The sequence below is a fragment of the Streptomyces sp. NPDC006283 genome, assembly GCF_040613325.1.
Taxonomy (GTDB): domain Bacteria; phylum Actinomycetota; class Actinomycetes; order Streptomycetales; family Streptomycetaceae; genus Streptomyces.
In genome coordinates this window covers 1-24,332 of the sequence record NZ_JBEXRZ010000022.1, presented here as the reverse complement: position 1 = coordinate 24,332, position 24,332 = coordinate 1, and the positions used below count along the sequence as shown (strand labels likewise).

The following is a 24,332-nucleotide window of genomic DNA, read 5'->3' as shown; positions in this document are numbered from 1 at the left end:
CCCGTTTCTTCATCGCTTTCGTCGTCGCTCGCACGAGGAGGTGCTCGCGTTGAGAAAAAGCAGCATGACGGTTCAGGAGCTGCCCGGTTCCGCTGCCGCCGCCTACCGGCCCACACCGCCCCCCGCGTGGCAGCCGCGTACCGACCCCGCGCCCCTGCTTCCGGACCCGGAGCCCTATCGCGTGCTCGGCACGGAAGCCGCCGCCGCGGCCGACCCCGAGCTGCTGCTTCGGCTGTACGCCGAGCTGGTGCGCGGCCGCCGCTACAACGCACAGGCGACGGCGCTCACCAAGCAGGGCCGGCTCGCCGTCTACCCGTCGAGCACCGGGCAGGAGGCGTGCGAGGTGGGCGCTGCGCTGGCGCTCGAGGAGCGCGACTGGCTCTTCCCGAGCTATCGCGACACCCTCGCCGCCGTGGCGCGCGGCCTGGACCCCGTCCAGGCCCTGACACTGCTGCGCGGCGACTGGCACACCGGGTACGACCCGCACGAGCACCGCATCGCGCCGCTGTGCACCCCCCTGGCCACCCAGCTGCCCCATGCCGTGGGCCTGGCGCACGCCGCCCGGCTCAAGGGCGACGACGTGGTCGCCCTCGCCATGATCGGCGACGGCGGCACCAGCGAGGGCGACTTCCACGAGGCGCTGAACTTCGCGGCCGTGTGGAACGCGCCGGTGGTCTTCCTCGTGCAGAACAACGGCTTCGCCATCTCCGTCCCGCTGGCCAAGCAGACGGCCGCGCCCTCCCTGGCCCACAAGGCCGTGGGGTACGGCATGCCCGGCCGCCTCGTCGACGGCAACGACGCGGTCGCGGTGCACGAGGTGCTCGGTGAGGCCGTGGCCCGCGCCAGGCGCGGCGGCGGCCCGACGCTGATCGAGGCCGTCACGTACCGCATGGACGCCCATACGAACGCCGACGACGCCACCCGCTACCGCGAGGACAGCGAGGTCGACGTCTGGCGCGCGCACGACCCGATTCAGCTGCTGGAGAGGGAGTTGACGGAGCGAGGGCTGCTCGACGACGACCGCAGGCAGTCCGCCGCCCAAGCGGCGGAAGAGATGGCCGCGGACCTGCGCCGGCGGATGAACGCCGACCCGGTGCTCGACCCGATGGATCTGTTCGAACACGTCTACGCCCGGCAGACCACGCAGCTGCGCGAGCAGGCGGCGCTGCTCCGGGCCGAGCTGGACGCTGAGGAAGAGGCACGATGACCACGGCCGCGGTGAAGCCCGCAACCATGGCACAGGCCCTGCAACGCGCTATGCGCGACGCGATGGCCGACGACCCGTCCGTCCATGTCATGGGGGAGGACGTCGGCACCCTCGGCGGCGTCTTCCGGGTCACCGACGGTCTCGCCAAGGAGTTCGGCGAGGACCGTTGCACGGACACACCACTGGCCGAGGCGGGCATTCTCGGCACCGCCGTGGGCATGGCGATGTACGGCCTGCGCCCGGTCGTGGAGATGCAGTTCGACGCCTTCGCCTACCCGGCGTTCGAGCAGCTGATCAGCCATGTCGCCCGCATGCGCAATCGCACCAGGGGCGGCATGCCGCTGCCGATCACCGTCCGGGTGCCGTACGGCGGTGGAATCGGTGGCGTCGAGCACCACAGCGACTCCTCCGAGGCGTACTACATGGCGACCCCGGGCCTGCATGTCGTGACCCCCGCGACGGTCGAGGACGCTTACGGACTGCTGCGCGCCTCCATCGCCTCCGACGACCCCGTGGTCTTCCTCGAGCCGAAGCGGCTGTACTGGTCCAAGGCGGACTGGTCGCCCGCGGCGCCTGCCGCGGTGGAGCCGATCGGCCGGGCCGTCGTCCGCCGCCCGGGGCGCAGCGCCACTCTCATCACCTACGGCCCGTCCGTGCCGGTGTGCATGGAGGCAGCCGAGGCTGCGGCGGCAGAGGGCTGGGACCTGGAAGTCGTCGACCTGCGCTCGCTGGTGCCGTTCGACGACGAGACGGTCTGCGCGTCGGTGCGGCGCACGGGACGTGCGGTCGTCGTCCATGAGTCGACCGGTTTCGGCGGTCCCGGAGGGGAGATCGCCGCACGCGTGACCGAGCGCTGCTTCCATCATCTGGAGGCGCCGGTGCTGCGGGTCGCCGGGTTCGACATCCCGTATCCGCCGCCGATGCTGGAGCGGCATCACCTGCCGGGCGTGGACCGTGTGCTGGATGCGGTGGCGCGGCTTCAGTGGGAGGCGGGGAGCTGATGGCTCAGGTGCTGGAATTCAAGCTTCCCGACCTCGGGGAAGGGCTGACCGAGGCCGAGATCGTCCGCTGGCTGGTGTCCGTGGGCGATGTCGTGGCGATCGACCAGCCCGTCGTCGAGGTCGAGACGGCCAAGGCCATGGTGGAGGTGCCCTGCCCGTACGGCGGCGTGGTGACCGCCCGCTTCGGCGAGGAGGGCACCGAGCTGCCCGTCGGGGCACCGCTGCTCACTGTCGCGGTGGGCGCGGCGGATTCTGCCGGAGCGGTTTCGGACACCGCCAAAAGCGCCGGGGCGGACCCGTCCGCAGAGTCCTCCGGCAACGTCCTGGTGGGCTACGGAACCGGCGCGCCCGCGGCGCGGCGGCGTCGTATCCGCCCGGTGGCGCCCGGTTCTGCTTCGGCTGCGGCGCCTGCCGCGGCTGAGCAGGCGCGGCCGAGCGCGTCGGCTTCTTCCCCTGCCACCACTGCCCCCGCTGCCGCCAACGGTGTCGCGGCAGCCGCCCCCGCCGACAAGGCCGCAACCGGCCCTGTGGCCGTCATCTCGCCGCTCGTCCGCAAGCTCGCCCGTGAGCACGGTGTCGACCTGCGCGCGCTGGCCGGCTCAGGGCCCGACGGTCTGATTCTGCGGGCGGACGTCGAGCGAGCCCTGCGCGCTCCCGAGGTGCCGTCGACGGTCGCCCCGGCTCCTGCCGCACTGTCTGCGGCCGCTGCCGCGACACCGCTCGCCGAGCGGGTCCCGCTGCGCGGCGTACGCGGGGCCGTCGCCGACAAGCTGTCCCGCAGTCGGCGTGAGATCCCGGACGCCACGTGTTGGGTCGATGCCGACGCGACCGAACTGATGGCCGCCAGGGCCGCGATGAACGCCGCCGGGGGGCCAAAGATCTCGCTGATCGCCCTGATGGCCCGTATCTGCACGGCAGCCCTCGCCCGCCACCCGGAGCTCAACTCCACGGTGGACATGGACGCCCGGGAGATCGTGCGACTGCCCGAGGTGCACCTCGGGTTCGCGGCCCAGACCGAGCGGGGACTGGTCGTCCCCGTCGTGAAGGATGCGCACAACCGGTCGGCGGAGTCGCTGACCGCCGAGTTCGCGCGGCTCACCGAGGCCGCCCGACAGGGGGCCCTGACCCCGGCGGACCTGACGGGCGGCACGTTCACGCTGAACAACTACGGCGTGTTCGGCGTCGACGGCTCCACGCCGATCATCAACCACCCGGAAGCCGCGATGCTCGGGGTGGGCAGGATCGTGCCCAAGCCGTGGGTGCACGCGGGCGAGCTGGCGGTCCGCCAGGTGGTGCAGCTCTCGCTCACCTTCGACCACCGCGTCTGCGACGGCGGCACGGCGGGCGGATTCCTGAGGTATGTCGCCGACTGCGTCGAGCACCCCTCGGTGCTGCTGCGCAGCCTGTAGGACAGCCGCCGAACAGCAGGCCGGCCGACGAGAGGCCGGGCGCCGCCGAAAAGAAAGCAGGGCACTGCCGAAGAGAAGATCGAACCGGGGCTCCCCGCCCGGCGGGTCGCGGACCATACTTCAGGAATGACCGCGACTACCGCGTACGACGCCATCGTGCTCGCCGGAGGCGCCGCGAGGCGGCTGGGCGGGGCCGACAAGCCCGGGCTGAGCGTGGGCGGGCGAGCCCTGCTCGACCGTGTGCTGGCCGCATGCCGGGGCGCCGGCCGGACCGTGGTGGTCGGCGGCCGGCGGCCCACGGCCCGGCCCGTGGTGTGGGCGCGCGAGGACCCGCCCGGAGGCGGGCCGCTGGCCGCGCTCGGCGCGGGGGTGCGGCAGACAGGCGCTGAGGCTGTCCTCGTGCTGTCGGCCGATCTTCCGTTCCTCGAGGAGGGGACGGTACGGCGACTGATCGAGGCTCTCGCCGCCAAGGACAGCGAGGCGGTTGTGCTGACCGACCCCGACGGTCGCGAGCAGCCCTTGGTCGCCGCCTACCGCGCCGAGCCCCTTCGACGTGAACTTGCTCTCCTTCAATCCGAGTTCGGGAGCCTTTCCGGGCTGCCATTGCGTCTACTGACGCGGGAACTGGAGCTGGCCCGGATCGAGACCGACCCCCTCGCCTCCTTCGACTGCGACACCTGGGAGGACATCTCCACAGCCCGGGCCCGCATCAGGGAGCATGGGAACGTGCTGGACGAATGGATCACCGCAGTCAAGGACGAACTCGGCATCGAGTTGGACGTCGACATCCGAGCCCTTCTCGACCTCGCCCGCGACGCCGCGCACGGCGTCGCACGCCCCGCCGCACCGCTCACCACCTTCCTGGTGGGCTATGCGGCGGCCAAGGCCGACGGCGGCCCCGAGGCTGTCGCGGAGGCCGCCCGCAAGGCGGCCGCCCTGGCCGCGCGCTGGGCCGAAGAGGCCGAGCAGTCGGCGGGCACAGGTGGGCCGGCGAATCCGGCGGCCGGCACGAACGGCGGGGCCGAAACGGAATGACCGGTCACGATCGCAGGGCGGCGGGCTCGGGGTCCTCGGCGGGCGCCGAACGGGCACAGGTCACCCCTGTTACGCCGGCCCCCTTCGCACAGCCGGGGCCGGGCGGCGCCTGTGAACCGGACCGCGTCGTGAGCTCTGACAGTCTGTTCGAGCCCGACCACGTCTCGGAGTCGGACAGTGCCTTCCGGCCGGACACCGTCTTCGACTCGGACAGCCTCTTCGAGCCGGACGGTGGCTCCCGAGCGGACGGCGCCCCAGGAGCGACCAACACCTCCGGGGCGAGCAACACCCCCGGCTCGAAAAGCGCCTCGGGGGCGGACCGTGACCCCCGAGGGCCCGGCGGTCAGCCGGCCGGCGGCTCCCAATCAGCTGGTTGCTCCGGATCGGCCGGCGGCTCCAAATCCGTCGGCGGCTCCGGATCGGCCGATGGCGGCCCCGAGCCCGCGGGGACTCGCGAGTCGGACGGTGTCGACGAAGCGCTCGCCTTGATCCGTCCGATGAAGGACCATGCCGCGGGCACCGCCCCTGCTCACTCCGGCGGCCCCGCCGCCCGTGGGCACCACGCCTCGCCGTGGCTCGACGCCCGGGCCCTCGCCGCTCGCATCGGCCGGACCACCGCGCCCCGTACGCACCGCATTCCTCTGGCTGAAGCTCTCGGGCAGGTCCTCGCCGAGCCGCTCACCGCTTTGTGCGACCTGCCTTCCTTCGACTCCTCCGCCATGGACGGCTGGGCCGTCGCGGGTCCCGGTCCCTGGACGGTGGAGAGTGACGGTTCGATCCTCGCCGGGCATGGCGACGCCCGTCCGCTGCCCGACGGTACGGCGGTGCGGATCGCCACGGGCGCCCGTGTTCCGCCGGAGACCACCGCCGTGATCCGCAACGAGCACGCCCGCATGGACGCAGCCACGCACCAGCTCCATGCCGAGCGTGAGGTGACTCCCGGTCAGGACATCCGCCCGCGCGGCCAGGAGTGCCGGTCCGGGGACCATCTGCTGTCCGCAGCAGCTCTGGTGACCCCACCGGTGCTCGGGCTGGCCGCCGCCGCCGGATACGACGAGCTGGTCACCGTCGCCCGTCCCCGTGTCGAAGTCCTCGTACTCGGCGACGAATTGCTCACCTCGTCCCTCCCGCGTGACGGCTTGATCCGTGACGCGCTCGGCCCGATGATCGGCCCGTGGCTGCGCGCGCTCGGAGTCGAGGTTCTGGCCACTCGCCGTCTCGGAGACGACGCCGAAGCGCTGTACCGGGCTGTGACCACCTCCGAGGCCGACGTCGTGATCACCACCGGAGGTACGGCAGCCGGTCCTGTCGATCACGTCCATCCGGTCCTGCGGAAGGCGGGTGCGCACCTGCTGGTCGATCAGGTCGCCGTACGGCCCGGCCATCCGATGCTGCTGGCCGAACTCGCCTCGGGGCGGCACCTGGTGGGGCTTCCCGGCAACCCTCTCGCCGCCGTGTCAGGGCTCGTGACGCTGGCCGAGCCGCTGCTGCGCAGCCTCGCCGGGCGCCCCGCGGCCGAGCCGTACAGCGTTCCGGTACGTGACGAGGTGCACGGCCACCCGTACGACACCCGGCTCGTCCCGTTCGTGCATCGGGACGACCAGCTGCTGCCGCTCCACTACAACGGCCCGGCGATGCTGCGCGGGATGGCGGCTGCCGACGGACTTGCCGTCGTCCCGCCGGGCGGTGCGCGGCCGGGAGAGGAGCTGGAGGTCCTCGACCTTCCCTGGGCCACCTGGACGCCCTGGGCACCCTCGCACGACGAAGGAGGGTGTTTCACGTGAAACTTCCCGGCCAGGACGCCATGGCCCGCCACGCCGACGAACTCCTCGTCACGGGCCGGGTGAAGCTCCCCCGCCGCATTGTCGAGCGTCCGCTGCGTCAGGTGAGCAAGCGGCTGCTGATGGCGCTGATGGTCCTCGCCATCACCGTGCTGATCGTCTGGACCGACCGCGCGGGCTACCACGACAACTCGGACAAGACCGTCGACTTGCTCGACGCCTTCTACTACGCGACCGTCACGCTCTCCACGACCGGCTACGGCGACATCGTTCCGTACAGCGACGGGGCCCGGCTCACCAACGTGCTGCTGATCACCCCGCTGCGCGTGCTCTTCCTCATCATCCTGGTCGGCACCACTCTCGAGGTCCTCACGGAGCGCACCCGGGAGGAGTGGCGGCTGAACCGCTGGAGGTCCCACTTGCGCGAGCACACCGTCATCGTCGGCTTCGGCACGAAGGGACGGTCGGCGATGCAGACTCTCTGTGCCACAGGGTTGAGCAAGGACCAGATCGTGGTGGTCGACCCGAGCGCCAAGGTGATCGACGCCGCCAACGCGGAGGGCTTCGTGGGAGTGGTCGGTGACGCGACCAGAAGCGATGTCCTCATCCGTGCCGAGCTGCAGAAGGCCCGTCAGGTCGTCATCGCCCCTCAGCGGGACGACACGGCGGTGCTGGTCACGCTCACCGCCCGCCAGCTCAACCGCGGCGCGAAGATCGTCGCCGCGGTCCGTGAGGAGGAGAACGCACCGCTGCTGCGCCAGTCCGGAGCGGATGCGGTCATCACCAGTTCCGGCGCGGCCGGCCGGCTGCTGGGCCTCTCCGTGCTCAGCCCCAGCGCAGGCACGGTGATGGAGGATCTGATCCAGCAGGGCAGCGGCCTCGACCTCATCGAACGCCCGGTGATAAAGGCCGAAGTGGGGCGCAGCGTCCGGGAGACGGACGACTTGGTGGTGAGCGTGCTGCGTGGCCATCGGCTGCTGGGCTACGACGACCCGGCGGCCAGTCCTCTGCAGCTCACGGACCGGCTCATCACGATCGTGCGCGCGGAGAACACCCCTTCCGGCAACGGCGCGGAGTAGCCTCGCCGCCATGTATGCGATCACGATTCCCGAGCCCGGTGGTCCCGAGGCCCTGGTCTGGGCCGAGGTGCCCGATCCCGTACCCGGCGAGGGCGAAGTCCTCGTCGATGTCGTGGCGAGTGCGGTGAACCGCGCCGATCTGCTGCAACGGCAGGGTTTTTACGACCCCCCGCCCGGCTCGTCCCCCTACCCCGGCCTCGAATGCTCGGGCCGGATCGCGGCGCTCGGGCCCGGGGTCTCCGGCTGGGCCGTCGGCGACGAGGTGTGCGCCCTGCTGGCGGGCGGCGGCTACGCGGAGAAGGTGGCCGTACCCGCAGGTCAGTTGCTGCCGGTGCCGGAGGGCATGGATCTGACGACGGCCGCCGCGCTGCCCGAGGTCACCTCGACGGTGTGGTCGAACGTGTTCATGATCGCCCACCTCCGTCCGGGCGAGACACTGCTGGTGCACGGCGGTGCGAGCGGTATCGGCACCATGGCCATCCAGCTGGCCAAGGCCGTGGGCGCCCGCGTGGCCGTGACCGCGGGCGGGCCCGGCAAGCTCGCGCGCTGCGCCGAACTGGGTGCGGACATCCTGATCGACTATCGCGAGCAGGACTTCGTCGAGGAGATCCGCAAGGCGACGGACGGCGCCGGGGCGGACGTGATTCTCGACATCGTCGGTGCCAAGTACCTGGACCGGAACGTCAAGGCACTGGCCGTCAACGGACGACTTGCCGTCATCGGCCTCCAGGGCGGAGTGAAGGGCGAGCTGAACCTCGGCGCCCTGCTCGCGAAGCGTGCCGCGGTCACGGCCACCTCTCTGCGCGGCAGGCCGCTGGGCGAGAAGGCGGCGATTGTGGCGGCCGTGCGGGAACACGTGTGGCCGTTGATCGGCGGGGGCCGGGTGCGCGCTGTCGTGGACCGTACGGTGCCGCTGGAGGAAGCGGCGGAGGGGCACCGCGCGCTGGAGTCCGGTGCCCATGTGGGCAAAGTGCTGCTGACCGCCCCGGGCAAGGGCTGAGCACCACGCCTCGTCCGGCGCGGAACACACGCGTACGTGCAAGGGCCCGGTCCACCGTCCGGTGGGCCGGGCCCTCGGCTTGGGCGCCGGGCGTCCGGTAAGCGCCAGGCGTCCAACAAGTAGGTGCACGTGCCCGGCAGCGCGGGTGCCCCGCCGGGCCGGGCGGTCAGAGATCCGGCCTAATCCAAACGAGAGGCCCTAGAGGTACGGGCCGGAGCGGATCGCCCCGTGCTGACCGCCTTCGTCCTCGTCGTGCGGCGCACCGGCCGGCAGGGCGCGCCGCATCTGCTCCAGCTGCGCACGCGCGGCCATCTGCTGGGCGAACAACGCCGTCTGGATCCCGTGGAAAAGACCCTCGAGCCAGCCCACCAACTGCGCCTGTGCAATGCGCAGTTCCGCTTCGGAGGGAATCGCGTCGTCGGTGAAGGGGAGGGACAGGCGTTCCAGTTCCTCGACGAGCTCGGGCGCGAGACCGTCCTCGAGCTCCTTGACCGAGCCGGCGTGGATCTCCTTGAGGCGGACGCGGCTCGCCTCGTCCAGAGGAGCCGCCCTCACTTCTTCCAGCAGCTGCTTGATCATGCTGCCGATGCGCATGACCTTCGCAGGCTGTTCGACCATTTCCGTCACCGGGACCTCGCGCGACTCGTCGTCACCGTCGCCGCGACCGAGGGCCATCCCGTCCTGTCCCACGACGAGGACGTGGGGGCTCTCCTGCGACCGTTCATTCCTCGGCATCTCCATGCCGCCATTCTCTCGTACATGGGCGTCACAACACGGTGTGCCCCCGTAGGAGAGTGATCCACCCTCCTACGGGGGCACAAAACCGCTGGACATTGACCCATCGGGCGACGTTTACCGATCGCGGTCACGGTTGTCGGCGGCCTCCGGGGCGACCGCCGAGGCCCCGGTCATGTCGCCTCGCGCCCGCCGAGGCGACTCCGATCAGGTTGCCTCCCGCCGGGCGAGGGCCCCACGGGAGCGTGTCACCAGCGCGGCCAGCAGAGCGGCGCCCACCGGAACGGCGACGAGCAGCGCCGCCAGCGTCTCCCAGGGAACGACGATCGGCACGTGCGGCATCTCGCCCACGCCCCAGCCCTCATCGAGGGCCTGCTCGTACCAGGCCATCTGCTGGCGCTCCTCCGTGAGCCGCAGCCCGACCGCAGGCAGCACGCCCGCCGCCGACCCGAGGACCACACCCATCGCGGCCACCACCCCGCACTGGAAGCCGCTGAGCGTCCGGCGTACCCGCGGCGGCGCGCCGACGGCGGCGAGCGTCTTCAGGTCCGCCTCCGCGTCCGCCTGGGCGAGCCCTGTGGCGATTCCGGCGGCACCGATCGTGATCAGCCCGGCGAACACCGTCAGCGACAGCAGGATGATGCTGGCCTCGCTGGTGTAGCCCTTCTCGACATGGAGGGCGACGTCGGTTCCGGTCTTGTCCAGCTCGTCGTCGAGCCGTTGCTGCTGCTCCGTGGTCGGCAACGTGTCGGTCGAGTAGTACGCGCCGAACGGCACGGTGGTGAGGCCCGCCGACTTGGCCGCGGCAGGGGCGAGCAGCATCTGCAGACCGTAGGAGTTCTCCGTGGCGGCGACCTGGTGGGCGGTGAAGCTCTTGATCTCGCCCGGGATCTTCTGGCCCTTCTCGAAGGCCCTGTCGGCGGCCTCCGTGTCGGTGACCAGCTGGATGTCGATCTTGCTCTTGTCGTTGATGTTGCGCTTGTCGAAGGACACGATCTGCCCGGCCGCCAGTGCCTTCTCGGCGGCCGGATCGTCGATCCCGAGCACCTGGAGCAGCTTCGCGTCGCCGACGATCACACCGCCCTCGGTGTAGACACCGCCGCCACCGCCCTGCCGGCATCGCCAGTCGTCGTTCAGCTTGCGGCGTTCGGCCTTGCTGAACTTGGCCGAGGGGTCCTCGTCCGGCTTCGCCGGGTCAACGGCCCACAGCGGGCACTGGTTCTTCAGCGGCACCACGACCTCCAGCCTGCCGCAGGCCTTGTCGTCGCTGTACGGCGAGCAGGAGGGGCTTCCGACGGCTATCCGGTCGATGTCCGCCCGAACGTCCACCGGCAGAAGTTTCTGCACTGTGTCGCGTACCTGGGGCACATCCCGCCCGCTGCCCTCCTCGATGACCATGGAGACCGCTCCGTGCGGCAGCTGCGCCTCGTAGGCGGCGGCCTCCTGGGCGTCGCTGCTCGCCGCGTAGGTGGCCACCGCCACCGTTCCGGCGACCGCGGCCAGGACCGCGGCCACCGCGGGAGCCGTGCGTCCGCGGTTGCGCACCGCGTCGCGCAGTGCGAGCCGCGGAGAAAGCGGCAGAATGCGGCCGACCCGCCCGAACAGACCCACCAGCGCGGGTGTCAGCGCGACCACGCCCAGCTCCGCGAGGGCGCTGCCGCCCGCGACGACGACGAACTGGTCGGTCATCGTGGAGCCGTACAGGGCGATCGCCGCACCGATCGTCACCGCGATCAGGCCGATGACGGGCAGGACCCTGCTGCTCCTGCGCACACCTCGACGGCCGGTGAGGGAGGCCAGGACGGTCTGCCGCGAGGAGGTGACGGCGGGCACGATCGCGGCGAGCAGGCCGGTGAGCACGGCGAGCAGCGCGATGCCGAGGAGCTCCAGCGGCCGCACGTCGAAGCCGCCGAAGCGCTTGCCCATGTAGTCCTCGAGGACCGGTTGCAGCAGGTAGGTGAGGGCCAGACCGAGGACCGTGCCGACGACGGCGGCGGCGACACCGATCACCAGACCACCGCCGAGGACGATGGCGCGAATGTGCCGGCGATCGCCGCCATTGGCTCCGACCAGGCCGAGCTGGCGGCGCGAGCGTCGGGCGCCGACCGCGAAGGCGGGGCCGGCCAGCAGGCAGATCTCCAGCATCGCGAGTCCGACGACGGTGCCGGCGGCGGCGAGCGCGGCGGCCTTGGCGGCCGTGCTCGCCTCGAAGTTGCCCCAGCCTTCCTCCTGGAAGAGCGGCACCTCGGAGTCGGCCGGCGGGTCGAGCGCCACGGCACGCGAAGTGACGATCACACCCTTGGTGTTGATGTCCTTGACCATGTTCCACGTGAAACCACCCGGAACGGTCGCCAGCAGCGTCGTCGAGGGCGAGGTGCCGGACATGTCTGCTGCCTTGAGCGCCTTGTCGAGCGGCGCGAGCAGTGCGCCGGGCAGTGCGTTGACCTGGTCGGTGTCCAGTGCGCCGGGGAGCTCGTAGGAGCCGACGATGCGGTATTCGCGGTCGAAACCGCGCGCCGTGAGCTGGGAGCCCACCTTCAGGCCGCTGCTCTCGAGGAAGTGGTCCGTAGCGGCGACCTCGTCGGCCTTCTGCGGGAGACGGCCGCCGGTCACGGTCAAGAGGCCCTTGGCCATCGGGTCCGTGGCTTTCAGCTCGCGGATCTCCGTGTGCAGCAGCCCGTGTGCCGTACGGAGCTTCGCTGAACCGACCGTGTCGGTGAGCGACTTGGCGCCCGCGGGCAGTGCCTTGGTGACGTCCGTCTTTCCCTCGGGCCACGGCTTGTCTTCGAAGTCGCCGACCGGGTCGTAGTTCACGCCGTCCGGGGACTGCATGAGGGGCATGCCGCCCAAGGACGGGTCGGAAAGCCTGCCGTCGGCTGCGCCCAGGGAACGCTGGACGCTCTGCTCGGCGGAGAGTTCTGCACTGCGCAGGGTCAGATCCGCGGCACTCACGCCGAGGATGGGCAGGGCGATCATGGCCAGGACGAGGAAGCTGCGTCCCTTGGAGCGCCAGGCGTCACGGCGCGCGATCCGTATCGCGGCGCGCCAGGAGTGGTACCAGTTCGTCACAGCTCGGCCGCCTGGCCCGAGAGCAGGGAGTCCGCCTGGCTGCGGACGGTCTGGTCGACGACCGCGCCGTCGCGCAGGAACACCACGCGGTCGGCCCAGGCCGCGAAGCGCGGCTCGTGGGTGACGAGGATGCCGGCGGCACCGGCGTCACAGCGCGAGCGCAGCAGGGCGAGCACGGATTCGCCGGTCTCGGAGTCCAGGGCGCCGGTCGGTTCGTCGGCGAGGACGAGGCGGCGGTCGCCGACGAGGGCGCGGGCGATGGCCACACGCTGCTGCTGGCCGCCCGACATCTCGTCGGGGAAGCGGTCGGCGAGGTGACCGAGGTCCATCTCCTCGAGGGCGGCGACGGCTTCGGTGCGGGCCTTGCGGGCGGACGTGCCGTCGAGCTCGCGCGGCAGGGCGATGTTCTCCGCGGCGGTGAGGGCCGGGATGAGGTTGTAGTCCTGGAAGACGTAACCGATGCTGCGGCGGCGCAGCGCTGCGAGCGTCTTGCGGTCGGCGGTCGTGATGTCGGTGTTCTCGACGATCACCCGTCCGGAGGTCGGGGTGTCGAGGCCGCCCGCGATGGTGAGCAGCGTCGACTTCCCGGAGCCGGACGGCCCCATGACGGCGACGAGTTCACCGGGGAACACATCGAGGTTGACGCCGCGCAGGGCGTGCACCTCGGTGGCGCCGCTGCCGTGGATCCGGCTCAGTTGCTGGAGTTGCAGAACAGGTTGCTGTGACGACTGGGGCTGCGGTGACAGCTGGTCGGACATGGGTAGGTCTCCCCCTTGGGCGGGCGCGTACACACGAGCGGGTGTACGAAGAGTTGAGCGATCGGCCTGGTAGCCGGCCGATGCGGGTCTGTGGGTCGCCGGTCGGCCGGGGCCGGTACGGCTGTGGGCGCTGCCTGTTCGGTGGCAGCCGGGGCGGTACGAGAGGCGGGGCAGGGCGAGAGGCGGGGGCGCTGCCGCACCCAGGTCAGGTCGCGGTGTCGTGGTCCGGTCGTGCGGGGCGGGCGCGGGCCGCGGGCGCCTGCGGCCCCTGTGCGACGGCGTGAGCCGTCGGCGGGGCAGTTGATGCGGCCGTGCCGGCGCCGGCTCCCCGCCCGGCCGTAGCGGAGAGCCTGATGAGCCGGGCCTCGCAGTGGTCGAGCCAGCGCGCCTCGGCCTCGGTCTGGAAGATCAGCTGCTCCAGCACGAGCAGCCAGGCCACGTCGTCCCGCTCCTGGGAGCCTCCGCTCTCGATGGCGGCGAGCGCCTGTGCCTTGAGGCGGGTGTAGTCCTGCATGGCGTTCACCGTGTGGTGGCGCTGCGACTGGATGACGGCCCGGATGTCCACGCCGGGTGCGCCAACCGCCATCGCCAGCTTGATGGCCAGTTCGTCACGGGGCGGGCTCCTGCGGTCCACGGGAGACTCAGTATGTATACCGAGTATGTCCGCCAGGGCAACCTTCCCTGGAAGGACCCGGCGCGTACATCTCGCGACGGATGCCCGGCTCAGCGCCGCCGCAGCCGCACCCCGAGAAAGCCGATTCCGAGCCCCATCAGAGCCATGCCGACGCCCAGCGACAGGGGAGAGATCTGCTGGGCGACCGGGGCCGGAGCGGACCGAGGCGCCTGGTGACGGGCGGCGGCGGGGTCGCTTCGGCCCGGCGTCGGTGCCCACCGGTCCCACGCCTTGGCGGGCAGATCCGTCTCGGGTACCTCCTCCTCCCCAGGAGGGGCGTCCTCCTCGCGCTCTCCTGGACGAGAGCGCTCGCCCCGAGTCGGCGGGAACGGTGCGGCGGACTTCGAAGCGCCGTGGGAGACCGCAGCGGCGGGCGTACGGCCGGGAGTCGCCGAGGAGCTCACGCTCTTGTCGGGGGCCGGTACGCGCCCCGGCCGTTGCCGCCCTTCACCGGCCAGTCTTCCGGCGAACGAGGCGGAGGCCGAGGGCTTCGGGGACGGCTTCGGCGCCGCCTGCGCCTCGGTGTGGGCGAGTGGTGCGGGCAGCAGCAGCAGCGAAGCAACGGTGAACGCGCAGCGAGTGCGCAGCCTTGGAGTCACCGTATGACCCCTCTCGTGCCGAGTCGTCGTCACCGAGATACCGGACTCAGCGTCACATGAGGGTATGTCTCCGGCATCTCGGGCATCACGCCGTCCGGCCCCCGGTACCACGACGGCCCGGCACGCAGGGCGTGTACCGGGCCGTTTGTGTCTCAGGGCGCTGTGACAGACGCTCCGGGCGGACTACTCCGGATAGCCGTTGGAGACCTCGAGGGTGAAGGTGGCGCTGTCCGGGTCCACCTCCGTGCCGGCAAGCGGGAACTGCGAGATCACGACGCCCTCACCCCACATGGAGTTCGGCTTCGCCTTCTCGTCGATCTTCCAGCCCGCGGCCTGCGCGCACTCCTTGACCGAGAGGATGTCCTTGTTGACGAAGTCCGGCGCGTCGACCTTCGACGGGTCGTTGTAACTGTCCGGGGCGTCCGAGCACTTCGTCTTGTCGATCGTCCGCTCGCGCTCCGGGCCCTTGTAGCCCGCCTTCTGCGACTCGCTCGCGGTCGGGTCGCCGCCGGCCTCCTTGCCCGGGTCGCCGTCCCCGTTCATCGCGATAGCCGTGACCAGGCCGCCGACGGCCAGCAGCGCGACCGCGATGGCGCCGACGATCACCGGCATGTTCCGCTTGCCGCCGCTGCCGCCGGATTGGGGTGCCTGCTGCGGCGAGATCGTGTACGGGGGCGGGGTCGAGGCGTGCGGAGCCGGGGCCTGGTACGCCGGGGCCGGCGTCGGGTAGCCGTAGTGGGGCGCCGGGGCCGGGGTCGGCGAGGGGGTGGGCGGGCCGTACGGGCCGGGCTGGTACGGCGTCTGGACGCCGCTCTGCGGCGCCGGGGCCGACTGGTCCAGAGGCGGGAACACGGCGGAACCGACGCCCGCGCCGCTGTTCGCCGGCGCACCACTGATGATCACCGGCGCACCGGTCTGTCCGGCGCCGGCGACCCGCGCGCACTCGTCGCGCATGGCCGCCGCGCTCGGGAAGCGCTCGTTCGGGTTCTTCTTCAGCGCCCGCGCCACGAGTGCGTCCATCGCAGGGGTGACGGAGCGGTTGATCGTGGACGGCGCGACCGGCTCCTCCTGCACGTGCGCGTACGCGATCGCCAGCGGCGAGTCGGCGTCGAACGGCAGCCGTCCGGTCAGCAGCTGGAAGAGCATGATGCCGACCGAGTACAGGTCGGAGCGGGCGTCCACGCCGCGCCCCAGCGCCTGCTCGGGCGAGAGGTACTGCGGGGTGCCGACGACCATGCCGGTCTGCGTCATCGACGTGACGCCCGACTGCATGGCGCGGGCGATGCCGAAGTCCATCACCTTGACGACGCCGCGCTTGGTCATCATCACGTTGCCGGGCTTGATGTCCCGGTGCACCAGACCCATCTCGTGGCTGGTCTCCAGCGCGGCGAGCACGTCGGCCGTGACCTTGAGCGCCTTGTCGGCGGGCATCGCGCCGTACTGCTGGATGTCCGCGGCCAGGACCGAGCCCAAGGGCTGTCCCTCGACGTACTCCATGACGATGTACGGCATCAGCGCGCCGTCGAGCTCGTCCTCGCCGGTGTCGAAGACCGACACGATGTTGGTGTGGGACAGCTTGGCGACGGCCTGGGCCTCGCGCCGGAACCGCTCGCGGAAGGACTGCTCGCGCCCCAGCTCCGTGTGGAGCGTCTTGATGGCGACCTGGCGGTCGAGAGCCGAGTCGTAGGCCAGGTAGACGGAGGCCATGCCGCCTTCGCCGAGCAGATCGCGAAGCTGATACCGCCCGCCCGCCACGGAACCACCCGCATAGCGGCCCTGAGCGCCGTCCTGGCTCATGACTGTGCATCCCCCTTGGCGCGGTGGCCCGACGGCCCGGCCCGCGATGGTTCGCGTTCTTGGAGATCCGTGTCTCGAGGACCGAGAAACCTGGACCGTGATCCCGTATTACGGGGCAAGTCTGCCCCAGGGGTCCGACACGTCAAGCCAGGTGCCCGTTCCGTGACCGTACGCACAACAAGCGTCTCGTAAGCGTTACAGGAACAGCATGGAATTTGCACGGCTCCCGGCCCAGCGGGTTTGATTGCCGGTCTCTCTCGAAACCGGCCTGCTGCGCCAAGGCTGTAGCGTGACGTGGCACAGCACCCTGAGAAATGGCGACCCGCACGCACAGTACGCACGCGGACAGATACGACGGCGAGGACTGATGGCACCCGAACCCGAAGCAGACGGCAGCGGAGTGCCGGATTCGGCGGACGCCTTCGGTGCCGGCGGGCTGGTCGGCGACGGCCGCTACCGCCTGACGCACCGTCTCGGACGCGGCGGCATGGCGGAAGTGTTCGCGGCGGAGGACGTACGGCTCGGCCGTACCGTCGCCGTCAAGCTGCTGCGCGCCGACCTGGCCGAGGATCCGGTCTCCAAGGCCCGTTTCACCCGCGAGGCCCAGTCGGTGGCCGGCCTCAACCACCATGCGGTGGTCGCCGTCTACGACTCCGGTGAGGACGTCGTCGGCAGCCAGACCGTCCCCTACATCGTGATGGAGCTGGTCGAGGGACGCACGATCCGCGATCTGCTCGTCAACGCGGAGGCACCGCCGCCCGAGCAGGCCCTGATCATCGTCTCGGGCGTCCTCGAGGCCCTCGCCTACTCGCACCAGCACGGCATCGTGCACCGCGACATCAAGCCCGCCAACGTGATCATCACCAACTCCGGCGCGGTCAAGGTGATGGACTTCGGCATCGCGCGGGCACTGCACGGCGCGCAGTCGACGATGACCCAGACCGGCATGGTCATGGGTACGCCCCAGTACCTCTCCCCGGAGCAGGCCCTGGGCAAGGCCGTCGACCACCGCTCGGACCTGTACGCGACGGGCTGCCTGCTCTACGAACTGCTGGCGCTGCGCCCGCCGTTCACCGGCGAGACCCCGCTCTCCGTCGTCTACCAGCACGTCCAGGACATCCCGGTGCCGCCGTCCGAGGTCTCGGACGTGGTTCCGCCGGAGCTCGACGGGCTGGTCATGCGCTCCCTCGCGAAGGACCCGGACGACCGGTTCCAGAGCGCGGAGGAGATGCGCGGGCTGGTGCAGTACGCGCTGCAGATGCTCCAGCAGCAGGGCAGCCACAGCGGCACCTGGAACACGGGTCCCGTCCAGCTCTACGAGGGCGCCGGCGCCCCCGCGATGGGCGGCACGGCACCGACCTCGACGATGCACCCCGTGCACGGCGAGACCTCGCAGGGCCCGATCCTTCCGCCGATGAACCCGAACGACGGCGGCTACGACGGCGGTTACGGCAACGGCCACCACGGCGGCGGCAAGCGCGGCAGGGGCAAGGTGTGGCTGCTCGCCGCGCTCGCCGTGGTCGCGGTCGCCGCGGGCATCGCCTTCGCGCTCGACAGGGCCAACGACCCGGGCGGTACCAGCCCGAACGACGGCAAGACGGTCTCCGAGTCGCCGAGCACGACGCCCGAGGAGACCCCGACGTCGACCGAAGAGGAGACCGAGCCGACGGACGAGCCGGACACGTCGACCGGCGGCAACCAGCAGCCGTCCTGGACGCCGTCGGACCTTCCGTCGTTCACGCCGAGTACTCCGCAGACGCCGACGGACGACCCGACCCCGTCCGGTCCGACGGGCGAGCCCTCGGACACGCCGAGCGAACCCTCGGACACGCCGAGCGAGCCCTCGGACCCGCCGACCGCGACCGGTGGTGCCACCGAAGGCGGGGGTGGCGACCCGGGAGGCAACGACGGCGAGTGACGCGGCGGCTGCCCTGGCAGCCGCCTCGCCTCACCCCGCGAACGCCTCGCACACCGCTTCGTACTCCTCGGTCCACCAGACCGCCAGGGCCGACGCCGCAGGGAACTGCGGGTCGGCCCTTCGGTCGTCCAGCTGGTAGCGCCAGCGCAGTATCCAGAAGTCGTTGAGCCGCTCCCACCACACCCGGTGCACTGCCGCCCGGAGCTCGGCCGCGTCGGCGCCGGCGGCGCGGCGGTAGGCCCGTGCGTACGCCCGCACCTTCGTCAGCTCCAGCTGCCCCGCGGGCAGGACGAAGAAGATCGCCGCGGCCCGGACGGCTTCCTCCGCCCGCGGCTGTACACCGAGCCGGTCCCAGTCGACGATGGCGGCGGGCTCGGCACCCCGGTAGAGCAGGTTCAGCGGGTGGAAGTCGCCGTGCACCCAGCCGCCCGCCCGCCCCGGCGGCGGCCTGCGGCCGGCATGCCGCTCCAGGAGAATGCGCCGCTGCAGCAGCCGGTGCTCCGCGAGGGTGTCGAACGAGTCCCGGGGGCGGCTCGAGCGGGCCTTCTCCAGCAGCTCGTCGATGAGCGCGAAGGTCTTTTCGGGGTCGGCGCTCCCGTGCTCGGCGGAGCGGGCCGCATGCGGTTCCATGACCTGCGCCAGGCAGGTGTGGACGAGGCCCAGGAGGGAGCCGAGCCGCCGCGACTGGGCCGTGCTGAGCTGGGAGCCGTTGCGGTGCCGGCCGTCGATCCACGGGTGCAGGGCGTAGCAGCGGCCGCCGATGACGGCGACGGTCTCGCCGCCGGAGTCTTCCAGGGGCGGGGCGACCGGAACGCCCAGTGCCTGGAGCCGCTGCGTGGCGCGGTGCTGGCGGGCGATGGCGTCGTGGTCCCCGTCGAGGTGGTGCTTCAGGAAGTAGGCCCCGCGCGTGGTCGCGAGGCGGTAGCCGCGGTTGAGGAGCCCCTGGGTGACGGGCTTGCAGGAGAGCGGCTCGCCCGGGTTCTCGTAACGGCGCAGCAGCGCGTCGAGAGGTGGAGCGGTAACAGATGAGCGCAACACCCTGCAGATGATAGTTGCCGGGCGTGGCGCCTCGTCACGCAGTGTGGCGTGACCGATGCTCCTCGAGGTGATCCACGGTGTGCACGGTGACGAAGTGCGGCTCGATGCACAGGTAGACCGGCCTGAATTCCTGGCCGTCGATGCGGTGTGGCTGTCGCCCGAAGCGCTGCAGCTCCGTCGCCGACGGCCGGACCGTCTCGGCGGTCCCCGTGAACTGCACGGACCAGAGCGCCGCGGAGCCCGAGTTGAGGTTGTCGGCACCGTACGCCACCACGCTGCCGCAGCACGCCCGGTGGTAGTCGAAGGCGGCGTGCAGACGGAGCACGACGCGGCCGTCCACCACGATGTGCCGCGCCGGCACCACGAAGGGCATGGCCCGCATGCTCATGGCCAGACGGCCGTACGGGATGCGGCCCAGCAGTTCGACGGCGCGCAGTTCGTCTGTGGACATGACGTCCACCTTCCGCACCGCCGGCTCCGCCGACTAGGGCCGCCTGCCCCGAACGGGCGGGGACCAAAGTCCCGGAACCGTCCGTGTGCCTAATAGCCCGAAAGAGTGAAGGGTTGCGCCCTGACGTGCCCGGATTCAGCTCTGCTGACGCTCCGCCTGGATTCTGGCCACGTAGGCCGCCGCCTGCGAGCGGCGCTCCATTCCCAGCTTGGCGAGCAGGCTGGAGACATAGTTCTTGATCGTCTTCTCGGCGAGATGGAGACGCTCGCCGATGACCCGGTTGGTGAGCCCCTCCCCGATGAGATCCAGAATTCTGCGCTCCTGGTCGGTGAGTTTCGCCAGCCTGTCGTCACCGGTCGGCGCCTTCCCGCCCTCCCGCAGCCGCTCCAGGACGCGGGCGGTCGCCACCGGGTCGAGCAGCGACCTGCCCGCCGCGACGTCCCGCACCGCCGCCAGCAGCTCGTTGCCGCGGATCGCCTTCAGCACGTATCCGGAGGCTCCCGCCATGATCGCGTCGAAGAGCGCCTCGTCGTCCGCGAAGGAAGTCAGCATCAGGCACTTGATGTTCTCGTTCCGCGAACGGACCTCACGGCACACCTCGACGCCGCTCCCGTCCGGCAGCCTGACGTCGAGGATTGCGACATCGGGGTCGACTGCGGCGATCCTGACCAGGGCATCTGCGGCCGTGGCCGCCTCCCCGACGACCTCGATGTCGTCCTCGGCGGCCAGTAGTTCATGAACGCCGCGCCGCACGACTTCGTGGTCGTCAAGCAGGAATACAGTGATTTTTCCCTTTTCAGGCACGGGGGCAGTCTCACATATTGACTCTTCCCGTGCCCGGGGTGCCCGGGATAACGTGCCCGTGTTCCGGCGGCCTGCAGGGCTGTGACCAGTGGTTGTTCCCCAGTTTCCCGATTTACTTGGAAATCCAAGCAAAATCGCAGGTCAAATGGGGTTTCGCAGTAATGCTTCCCACTGGGTAACGTGCCTGTGACAGGACGTTCGCCGGGGCACCTGTCACGCCTGACTTCCTGCCGTGTCGCACACACCCCGTGCGCGGGCACGGACGTGGGCGAGCCGCACTGGCTTTCCGGCGGACCCCGGGGGCCGGACCGACGGAGGAGCACGCACGTGACCGTGGAGAGCACTGCTGCCGCGCGTAAACCGCGACGCGTCAGCAAGCGCGCCAGCGCCGCCAAGAAGCCACAGAATTCCGAGCCTCAGCTCGTACAGCTGCTGACGCCCGAGGGCGAGCGCGTCCAGCACCCCGAGTACGACATCGACCTGAGCGCCGACGAGCTGCGGGGCCTGTACCGGGACATGGTCCTGACCCGCCGCTTCGACGCCGAGGCCACCGCCCTGCAGCGCCAGGGCGAACTGGGCCTGTGGGCGTCGCTGCTGGGCCAGGAGGCCGCACAGATCGGCTCGGGACGCGCCCTGCGCGACGACGACTACGTCTTCCCGACCTACCGCGAGCACGGCGTCGCCTGGTGCCGCGGGGTCGACCCGACGAATCTGCTGGGCATGTTCCGCGGCGTGAACCACGGCGGCTGGGACCCGACCACGAACAACTTCCACCTGTACACGATCGTCATCGGCTCGCAGACGCTGCACGCCACCGGCTACGCGATGGGCGTGGCCAAGGACGGCGCCGACTCGGCCGTGATCGCGTACTTCGGTGACGGCGCGTCCAGCCAGGGCGACGTCGCCGAGTCGTTCACGTTCTCCGCGGTCTACAACGCCCCGGTCGTGTTCTTCTGCCAGAACAACCAGTGGGCCATCTCCGAGCCCACCGAGCGCCAGACCCGCGTACCGCTGTACCAGCGCGCGCAGGGCTTCGGCTTCCCCGGTGTCCGCGTCGACGGCAACGACGTCCTCGCCTGCCTCGCCGTGACCCGTTCCGCGCTGGAGCGGGCCCGCCGCGGCGAGGGCCCCACGCTCGTCGAGGCCTTCACGTACCGGATGGGTGCGCACACCACCTCGGACGACCCCACCAAGTACCGGCACGACGACGAGCGGGCGGCCTGGGAGGCCAAGGACCCGATTCTGCGGCTGCGTACGTACCTCGAGCGCGAGGGCCTCGCCGACGAGGCCTTCTTCACCTCTCTCGACGAGGAGAGCGACGTGCTCGCCAAGCGGGTGCGCGAGGCGGTCCGGGCCATGCCCGACCCCGACGACATGGCGATGTTCGACAACATCTACGCGGACGGGCACGCGCTCGTCGACGAAGAACGCGCCCAGTTCGCCGCCTACCAGGCGTCGTTCGCCGAGGAGGGCAACTAGTCATGGCAGTCACCAAGCTCCCCCTCGCGAAGGCGCTCAACGAGTCGCTGCGCAAGGCCCTCGAGACCGACCCCAAGGTCCTGATCATGGGTGAGGACGTCGGCAAGCTCGGCGGCGTCTTCCGGATCACCGACGGACTCCAGAAGGACTTCGGCGAGGACAGGGTCATCGACACCCCGCTCGCGGAGTCGGGCATCGTCGGCACCGCGATCGGTCTCGCGCTGCGCGGCTACCGCCCGGTCGTCGAGATCCAGTTCGACGGCTTCGTCTTCCCCGCGTACGACCAGATCGTCACCCAGCTCGCGAAGATGCACGCCCGCGCGCTCGGCAAGATCAAGCTGCCGGTCGTCGTGCGCATCCCCTACGGCGGCGGCATCGGTGCGGTCGAGCACCACTCCGAGTCCCCCGAGGCGCTCTTCGCGCACGTCGCGGGCCTCAAGGTGGTCTCCCCGTCGAACTCCGCGGACGCCTACTGGATGCTGCAGCAGGCGATCCAGAGCGACGACCCGGTGATCTTCTTCGAGCCCAAGCGCCGCTACTGGGACAAGAGCGAGGTCGACACCGAGGCGATCCCCGGGCCGCTGCACGCCGCACGCGTCGCCCGCTCCGGCTCCGACATCACGCTGGCCGCCTACGGCCCGATGGTGAAGGTCTGCCTCGAGGCGGCGGCCGCGGCCGCCGAGGAGGGCAAGTCGGTGGAGGTCCTCGACCTGCGCTCGATGTCCCCGATCGACTTCGACACCATCCAGACCTCCGTGGAGAAGACCGGCCGCCTGGTCGTCGTCCACGAGGCCCCGGTCTTCTACGGCTCCGGCGCGGAGATCGCCGCTCGCATCACCGAGCGGTGCTTCTACCAGCTGGAGGCGCCCATCCTGCGGGTCGGCGGCTTCCACGCCCCCTATCCGCCGGCGCGGCTCGAGGAGGAGTACCTCCCGGGTCTCGACCGGGTGCTGGACGCCGTCGACCGCTCGCTCGCGTACTGAGGAGTGCCGTGACCATGACGCAAGACACTTCGCTCCGCTTCCGCGAGTTCAAGATGCCCGACGTGGGCGAGGGGCTCACCGAGGCCGAGATCCTCAAGTGGTATGTCCAGCCCGGCGACACCGTCACCGACGGCCAGGTCGTGTGCGAGGTCGAGACGGCCAAGGCGGCCGTCGAGCTGCCGATCCCGTACGACGGCGTGGTGCACGAGCTGCGCTTCGCCGAAGGCACCACCGTCGACGTCGGCACGTCGATCATCACGGTCGACGTGGCACCCGGCAGCGGTGAGGCAGCCCCGGCAGCGGCCGCCGCGGTCCCGGCCGCGCAGACCGAGGCGTCCCCCGTCGCGGAGGCCGCCACCGAGACCGCCACCGAGGCCGAGGAGGCCAAGCCGCAGGGCCGTCAGCCCGTGCTCGTCGGCTACGGCGTCGCCGAGTCGTCGACCAAGCGCCGGCCGCGCAAGCAGACCGGTGCCCTCGAGCAGACCCCGGTGACCTCCGCCATCCAGGCGGAGATGAACGGCCACGGCGCGCCGACGGCGCCGCGTCCGCTCGCCAAGCCGCCGGTGCGCAAGCTCGCCAAGGACCTCGGCATCGACCTGGCGACGGTCACCCCGACCGGCCCCGACGGCGTCATCACCCGCGAGGACGTCCACGCGGCAGCCGCCCCGGCGCCGGCCGCCGCCCCCGCCGCCCCCGTCGTGCCCCAGCCCGCCGCCGCGCCGGAGCAGGTCTCCGCACCGCTCGCGACCGGCGCCCGCGAGACCCGTGTCCCCGTCAAGGGCGTACGGAAGGCCACCGCCGCCGCCATGGTCGGCAGCGCCTTCACCGCGCCGCACGTCACGGAGTTCGTGACGATCGACGTGACGCGGACGATGAAGCTCGTGGACGAGCTCAAGGCCGACAAGGACATGGCGGGGCTGCGGGTCAACCCGCTGCTGCTGATCGCCAAGGCCCTGCTGGTCGCGATCAAGCGGAACCCGGAGATCAACGCCTCCTGGGACGAGGCCGGCCAGGAGATCGTTCAGAAGCACTACGTCAACCTGGGCATCGCGGCAGCCACGCCGCGCGGTCTGATCGTCCCGAACATCAAGGATGCGCACGACAAGACCCTTCCGCAGCTGGCCGAATCCCTCGGCGAGCTGGTCGCGACGGCCAGGGAGGGCAAGACCACCCCGGCGGCGATGCAGGGCGGCACGGTGACCATCACCAATGTCGGCGTCTTCGGCGTGGACACCGGCACGCCGATCCTCAACCCCGGCGAGTCGGCGATCCTCGCGGTCGGCGCGATCAAGCTCCAGCCCTGGGTCCACAAGGGCAAGGTCAAGCCCCGGCAGGTCACCACGCTGGCGCTCTCCTTCGATCACCGCCTGGTCGACGGCGAGCTCGGCTCCAAGGTCCTCGCGGACGTCGCGGCGATCCTGGAGAACCCGAAGCGGCTCATGACCTGGGCCTGATGCCTGGTTCCACGTGAAACGCCCGGCCGGGCCAGCGCCTGAGCGCCCACGAGACGGCCCCC

General features: G+C 71.1%; 19 protein-coding genes and 1 pseudogene. 11 read left to right on the top strand and 9 right to left on the bottom strand.

Translation table 11 applies throughout. The features are described 5' to 3' along the window. Positions 1-64: 64 nt before the first annotated feature. The 7 genes from pdhA (ABZ070_RS07610) (at position 65) to ABZ070_RS07580 (ending at position 8,512) form a co-directional block, all read left to right on the top strand. Complete coding sequence (pdhA, locus tag ABZ070_RS07610) at positions 65-1,207, top strand: pyruvate dehydrogenase (acetyl-transferring) E1 component subunit alpha (protein ID WP_356631005.1); 1,143 nt, start codon at positions 65-67, stop codon at positions 1,205-1,207. Continuing rightward, the gene (locus ABZ070_RS07605) at positions 1,204-2,208 is read left to right on the top strand and encodes an alpha-ketoacid dehydrogenase subunit beta (protein ID WP_356631003.1); all 1,005 of its coding nucleotides are present in this window, start codon (positions 1,204-1,206) and stop codon (positions 2,206-2,208) included. The genes pdhA (ABZ070_RS07610) and ABZ070_RS07605 overlap by 4 nt, the downstream gene beginning before the upstream one ends. Then, complete coding sequence (locus tag ABZ070_RS07600) at positions 2,208-3,617, top strand: dihydrolipoamide acetyltransferase family protein (RefSeq protein ID WP_356631001.1); 1,410 nt, start codon at positions 2,208-2,210, stop codon at positions 3,615-3,617. The genes ABZ070_RS07605 and ABZ070_RS07600 overlap by 1 nt, the downstream gene beginning before the upstream one ends. A 126-nt stretch (positions 3,618-3,743) precedes the next feature. Then, positions 3,744-4,652, top strand: a complete 909-nt coding sequence (locus tag ABZ070_RS07595; RefSeq protein WP_356630999.1) for an NTP transferase domain-containing protein — start codon at positions 3,744-3,746, stop codon at positions 4,650-4,652. A gap of 128 nt (positions 4,653-4,780) precedes the next feature. Next, a complete protein-coding gene (locus tag ABZ070_RS07590) occupies positions 4,781-6,436 on the top strand; it encodes a molybdopterin-binding protein (RefSeq protein ID WP_356630997.1) in 1,656 nt (551 codons plus the stop codon). Between the two features lie 20 nt (positions 6,437-6,456). Next, positions 6,457-7,512, top strand: a complete 1,056-nt coding sequence (locus tag ABZ070_RS07585; RefSeq protein ID WP_356631050.1) for a potassium channel family protein — start codon at positions 6,457-6,459, stop codon at positions 7,510-7,512. Positions 7,513-7,522: 10 nt separating this feature from the next. Next, positions 7,523-8,512 carry an NAD(P)H-quinone oxidoreductase gene (locus tag ABZ070_RS07580; RefSeq protein ID WP_356630995.1) on the top strand — a complete coding sequence of 330 codons (990 nt, stop codon included), beginning with the start codon at positions 7,523-7,525 and terminating at the stop codon, positions 8,510-8,512. Between the two features lie 198 nt (positions 8,513-8,710). On the opposite strand, the gene ABZ070_RS07575 is transcribed toward ABZ070_RS07580, so the two are convergent. The 6 genes and pseudogenes from ABZ070_RS07575 to ABZ070_RS07550 all read right to left on the bottom strand — a co-directional run bounded on the left by ABZ070_RS07575 (position 8,711) and on the right by ABZ070_RS07550 (position 16,143). Further along, a complete protein-coding gene (locus ABZ070_RS07575) occupies positions 8,711-9,253 on the bottom strand; it encodes a bacterial proteasome activator family protein (RefSeq protein WP_356630993.1) in 543 nt (180 codons plus the stop codon). Positions 9,254-9,454: 201 nt separating this feature from the next. Then, positions 9,455-12,316 (bottom strand): ABC transporter permease, encoded by a 2,862-nt coding sequence (locus tag ABZ070_RS07570; protein ID WP_356630991.1) that lies wholly within the window; start codon positions 12,314-12,316, stop codon positions 9,455-9,457. After that, positions 12,313-13,074 carry an ABC transporter ATP-binding protein gene (locus tag ABZ070_RS07565; protein ID WP_356630989.1) on the bottom strand — a complete coding sequence of 254 codons (762 nt, stop codon included), beginning with the start codon at positions 13,072-13,074 and terminating at the stop codon, positions 12,313-12,315. Before ABZ070_RS07565 ends, ABZ070_RS07570 begins: the two co-directional genes overlap by 4 nt. Positions 13,075-13,279: 205 nt before the next feature. Continuing rightward, positions 13,280-13,714, bottom strand: a pseudogene (locus ABZ070_RS07560) (PadR family transcriptional regulator); the annotation flags it as partial. A gap of 83 nt (positions 13,715-13,797) precedes the next feature. Beyond that, positions 13,798-14,346 carry a hypothetical protein gene (locus ABZ070_RS07555; protein ID WP_356631056.1) on the bottom strand — a complete coding sequence of 183 codons (549 nt, stop codon included), beginning with the start codon at positions 14,344-14,346 and terminating at the stop codon, positions 13,798-13,800. 183 nt (positions 14,347-14,529) lie between these two features. Beyond that, the gene (locus tag ABZ070_RS07550) at positions 14,530-16,143 is read right to left on the bottom strand and encodes a protein kinase (RefSeq protein WP_356630987.1); all 1,614 of its coding nucleotides are present in this window, start codon (positions 16,141-16,143) and stop codon (positions 14,530-14,532) included. Between the two features lie 367 nt (positions 16,144-16,510). On the opposite strand from ABZ070_RS07550, the gene ABZ070_RS07545 reads away from it, so the two are divergent. Continuing rightward, complete coding sequence (locus ABZ070_RS07545) at positions 16,511-18,061, top strand: protein kinase (RefSeq protein ID WP_356630985.1); 1,551 nt, start codon at positions 16,511-16,513, stop codon at positions 18,059-18,061. Between the two features lie 30 nt (positions 18,062-18,091). Here the strand turns inward: ABZ070_RS07545 and ABZ070_RS07540 are convergent, their stop codons facing one another. The 3 genes from ABZ070_RS07540 to ABZ070_RS07530 form a co-directional block, all read right to left on the bottom strand. After that, positions 18,092-19,099 (bottom strand): phosphotransferase, encoded by a 1,008-nt coding sequence (locus ABZ070_RS07540; protein ID WP_356630983.1) that lies wholly within the window; start codon positions 19,097-19,099, stop codon positions 18,092-18,094. 34 nt (positions 19,100-19,133) lie between these two features. Beyond that, the gene (locus tag ABZ070_RS07535; RefSeq protein WP_356630981.1) at positions 19,134-19,550 is read right to left on the bottom strand and encodes a pyridoxamine 5'-phosphate oxidase family protein; all 417 of its coding nucleotides are present in this window, start codon (positions 19,548-19,550) and stop codon (positions 19,134-19,136) included. 135 nt (positions 19,551-19,685) lie between these two features. After that, positions 19,686-20,354 carry a response regulator transcription factor gene (locus ABZ070_RS07530; protein WP_356630979.1) on the bottom strand — a complete coding sequence of 223 codons (669 nt, stop codon included), beginning with the start codon at positions 20,352-20,354 and terminating at the stop codon, positions 19,686-19,688. A 327-nt stretch (positions 20,355-20,681) separates the two neighbouring features. Between ABZ070_RS07530 and pdhA (ABZ070_RS07525) the strand changes: the two genes are divergently transcribed. The 3 genes from pdhA (ABZ070_RS07525) to ABZ070_RS07515 are packed head-to-tail and all read left to right on the top strand — an operon-like array spanning position 20,682 to position 24,270. After that, positions 20,682-21,833 (top strand): pyruvate dehydrogenase (acetyl-transferring) E1 component subunit alpha, encoded by a 1,152-nt coding sequence (gene pdhA / locus ABZ070_RS07525; RefSeq protein WP_356630977.1) that lies wholly within the window; start codon positions 20,682-20,684, stop codon positions 21,831-21,833. A 2-nt stretch (positions 21,834-21,835) separates the two neighbouring features. Beyond that, positions 21,836-22,816, top strand: coding sequence for an alpha-ketoacid dehydrogenase subunit beta (locus tag ABZ070_RS07520; protein ID WP_356630975.1), 981 nt, complete (start codon positions 21,836-21,838; stop codon positions 22,814-22,816). A 14-nt stretch (positions 22,817-22,830) separates the two neighbouring features. Continuing rightward, positions 22,831-24,270 carry a dihydrolipoamide acetyltransferase family protein gene (locus tag ABZ070_RS07515; protein WP_356630973.1) on the top strand — a complete coding sequence of 480 codons (1,440 nt, stop codon included), beginning with the start codon at positions 22,831-22,833 and terminating at the stop codon, positions 24,268-24,270. Positions 24,271-24,332: the final 62 nt, after the last annotated feature.